4 protein-coding genes and 1 pseudogene are annotated in these 2834 nt (G+C 46.1%); all 5 read right to left on the reverse strand.

The window, feature by feature from the left end; genetic code table 11:
* The coding region (locus tag QUA00_RS36450; RefSeq protein ID WP_333413447.1) for a helix-turn-helix domain-containing protein at positions 1–203 on the reverse strand (203 nt) is incomplete at its 3' end.
* Positions 204–753: 550 nt separating this feature from the next.
* Positions 754–963, reverse strand: a pseudogene (locus tag QUA00_RS36455) (FAD-dependent oxidoreductase); the annotation flags it as partial.
* Between the two features lie 200 nt (positions 964–1163).
* On the reverse strand, positions 1164–1712 hold the full coding sequence (frr, locus tag QUA00_RS36460; protein WP_333147410.1) for a ribosome recycling factor: 549 nt from the start codon (positions 1710–1712) through the stop codon (positions 1164–1166).
* On the reverse strand, positions 1699–2427 hold the full coding sequence (pyrH, locus tag QUA00_RS36465; protein WP_333076369.1) for a UMP kinase: 729 nt from the start codon (positions 2425–2427) through the stop codon (positions 1699–1701). The genes frr and pyrH overlap by 14 nt, the downstream gene beginning before the upstream one ends.
* A 7-nt stretch (positions 2428–2434) precedes the next feature.
* The gene (locus QUA00_RS36470; RefSeq protein WP_333413449.1) at positions 2435–2572 is read right to left on the reverse strand and encodes a hypothetical protein; all 138 of its coding nucleotides are present in this window, start codon (positions 2570–2572) and stop codon (positions 2435–2437) included.
* Positions 2573–2834: the final 262 nt, after the last annotated feature.

Genomic DNA, 2834 nt, shown 5'->3' on the forward strand with positions numbered 1-2834 from the left:
TCCCGTTCCTCTAACTTCTTAGCTTGAGTGATAAATTGCTTTTGAAGTTCGGCATTTTTCGGTTTCTTTTGGCCTCCAATATATTCAGAAATGCAAAAACCTAGACTATCGTTCCATACTACTCTGACACACCCAAATAACTTGGCCAACGCCAATTTATGAGAGGGTATCGGATAGCATCGGTAGCGATATCTAGCTTTCATTTGTTTTTGATATTTACTGTCTTTATCTTAACATAAACCCGAAGAAAAAGCCGTCCTAAAAGGACGGGGCTTTAAACCCAAAATTTTCGGTAATTATTCAGGCTGCGCCTCAAACACCTTACCGCGCTCTTAGTAACGTGTGAAACCACTTTTTGCCTCCAGGAGTATTTGAGATTGATTCTATAAGCAGCGCGGGGCTTGTATTAAAAAATCCTCACATCGACTTTATTTTAAATAGGAGTTACCCTTTTGAACCCCGTTGCTTGGAAAAAATTCGGTTGAGCAGCGAAAAATCTAGGAATCAACTGGCTTTCTGAGGAATAGTGCGTAATTCCTATTTTTAAATTAACGATTAAGAATTGGGAATGAAGAATAAGGAATTGGGATTTAAGAATATTCCTTCTTCACGCTTGACATCGTTCTAAAACGGCATCAGCGGTACGAACTTTAACGCTTAGTCTTAACGGCTGCTAGTTGAAAACTAGCCGTCTGGTCAACAGGCTTTATTCAAGCCCACATCATACCCTACGGGTTAGTGTGCGGTAGTTGACGTGTAGCTAATTTTGTTAGCTTTCAGAGAAATAGCTGGCGTCCGGTCAAAATCGAGCCATTGGGCGATCGCCCCTGAAACGCCGCCGCCAGGTTTATTGCGAAGCAGAGACGCTTTTTCTACTACCAAAACAGAACGTCCCTGCTTTGCCAAGTGATAAGCTGCTGTGCTACCTGCCGGGGCTGCACCGACAATAATGCAATCAAACATTTTGGGTAATGGGTAACTGGTAATGGGTGATTGGTCATGGGGAACAGGGAATTAGTAACTGGTAATTGCTAACTTATGAGTATTAAATCTTGAGTTTTTAATTCACAACTCACAAATCATCGAGCGTCTGGGCGTTGTTCGCGGCCGACTCTGAGCAATCTCAAAACTATTCCTATTCCCCCTGCCCAATTGCCCATTGCCTAAACAGTCGTGATATCTTTCTCTTTCGATGCCAGAACTTCTTCTATTTTCGCAATGTACTTGTCCGTCAGCTTTTGAATTTTATCTTGCAAGTCCCGCGATTCATCTTTAGAGATATCGCTGCTTTTTTCCTGCTTGCGAATCGAGTCAACGGCATCGCGGCGGATATTGCGAATTGCAACTTTACCTTCTTCAGCAAACTTACTGGCCATTTTGACAAATTCTTGGCGTCTGTCGCTCGTCAGCGGCGGAATGTTCAAGCGAATAACAGAACCGTCGTTGTTGGGCACGAGTCCTACATCGGACAGGGAAATTGCTTTTTCGATCGAGGTCAGCGCTGTGCGATCGAACGGTTGAATGGTGATCGTAGTCGCATCCGGGGTGCCGATGTTGGCAAGGGATTTGATCGGAGTTGGAGAACCGTAGTAATCTACCATGACTCGATCGAGGAGGGAGGCGTTGGCCCGTCCCGTCCGAATAGTATTAAAAGACCGTTGAGTAGCCTCAACTGCCTTTTGCATATGATCTTCTGCTTCAGCTAACTTCACAAAAACCTCCGACAAGAGTTCCAATAGATTCTCCCATTACAGCTCGGTAGATGTTGCCCGACACCGAGAGGTCAAATACCATAATAGGAATATTATTTTCTTTGCAAAGGGCGATCGCCGTACTGTCCATCACCCGCAAATCTTGATTCAAGACGTGGGCATAGGTGAGGGTTTGATACCTGCGCGCGTTGGGGTTGAGGTGGGGGTCGGAATCGTACACCCCATCTACCTTAGTAGCTTTAAAAATGACCTCTGCATCAATTTCAGCCGCCCGCAAAGCGGCTGTAGTATCAGTAGTAAAAAAAGGGTTGCCAGAACCGGCACCAAAAATCACTACTCGTTTTTTTTCTAGGTGGCGAATCGCCCGCCGCCGGATGTAGGGTTCAGCTACTTCTTGCATGGCGATCGCCGATTGCACCCTCGTTGGCACTCCTGCTTGTTCCAGGGCATCCTGCAAAGTGATAGCATTCATCACCGTAGCAATCATGCCCACATAATCAGCCGTTGCCCGATCCATCCCTGCCGAAGCAGCTTTCACCCCGCGAAAAATGTTGCCGCCACCGACAACAATCGCGATTTGAATGCCTTGGGACACGACTTTGGCCACTTCCTGGGCGATCGACTGAACCACTATCGGATCGATGCCGTAGCCCAAGCTGCCCATCAGCGCTTCACCGCTGAGCTTCAGCAAAACTCGCTGATAAACCATCCCCATGTCGCCACTATTTTTTTACTCTTTTTGCCTCCACCATAAGATAGCAGTATGGGTGCATTTTGAACATCAATTGCCCGGAACAGGCATCCTGCTTGTGTTGCAAGAGAATTTGTTTGTGGCGCGGGCTGCGCCGGTGAACAGGCAAGATGCCTGTTCCACAACCGGATTTATTTTTTTTCTGTGAATGCTAGGTGAACAGGCAAGATGCCTGTTCCACAACCGGATTTATTTTTTCTCTGTGAATGCTAGGTGAACAGGCAAGATGCCTGTTCCACAACCGGATTTATTTTTTTTCTGTGAATGCTAGGTGAACAGGCAAGATGCCTGTTCCACAACCGGATTTATTTTTTCTCTGTGAATGCTAGGTGAACAGGCAAGATGCCTGTTCCACAACCGGATTTATTTTT

The sequence above is a fragment of the Microcoleus sp. T2B6 genome (assembly GCF_036700475.1).
Taxonomy (GTDB): Bacteria; Cyanobacteriota; Cyanobacteriia; order Cyanobacteriales; family Microcoleaceae; genus Microcoleus.

Coding starts and splice junctions, on each gene's coding strand:
- pyrH (WP_333076369.1), bottom strand. CDS start 2,427: ATGGGGATGGTTTATCAGCGAGTTTTGCTGAAGCTCAGCGGTGAAGCG.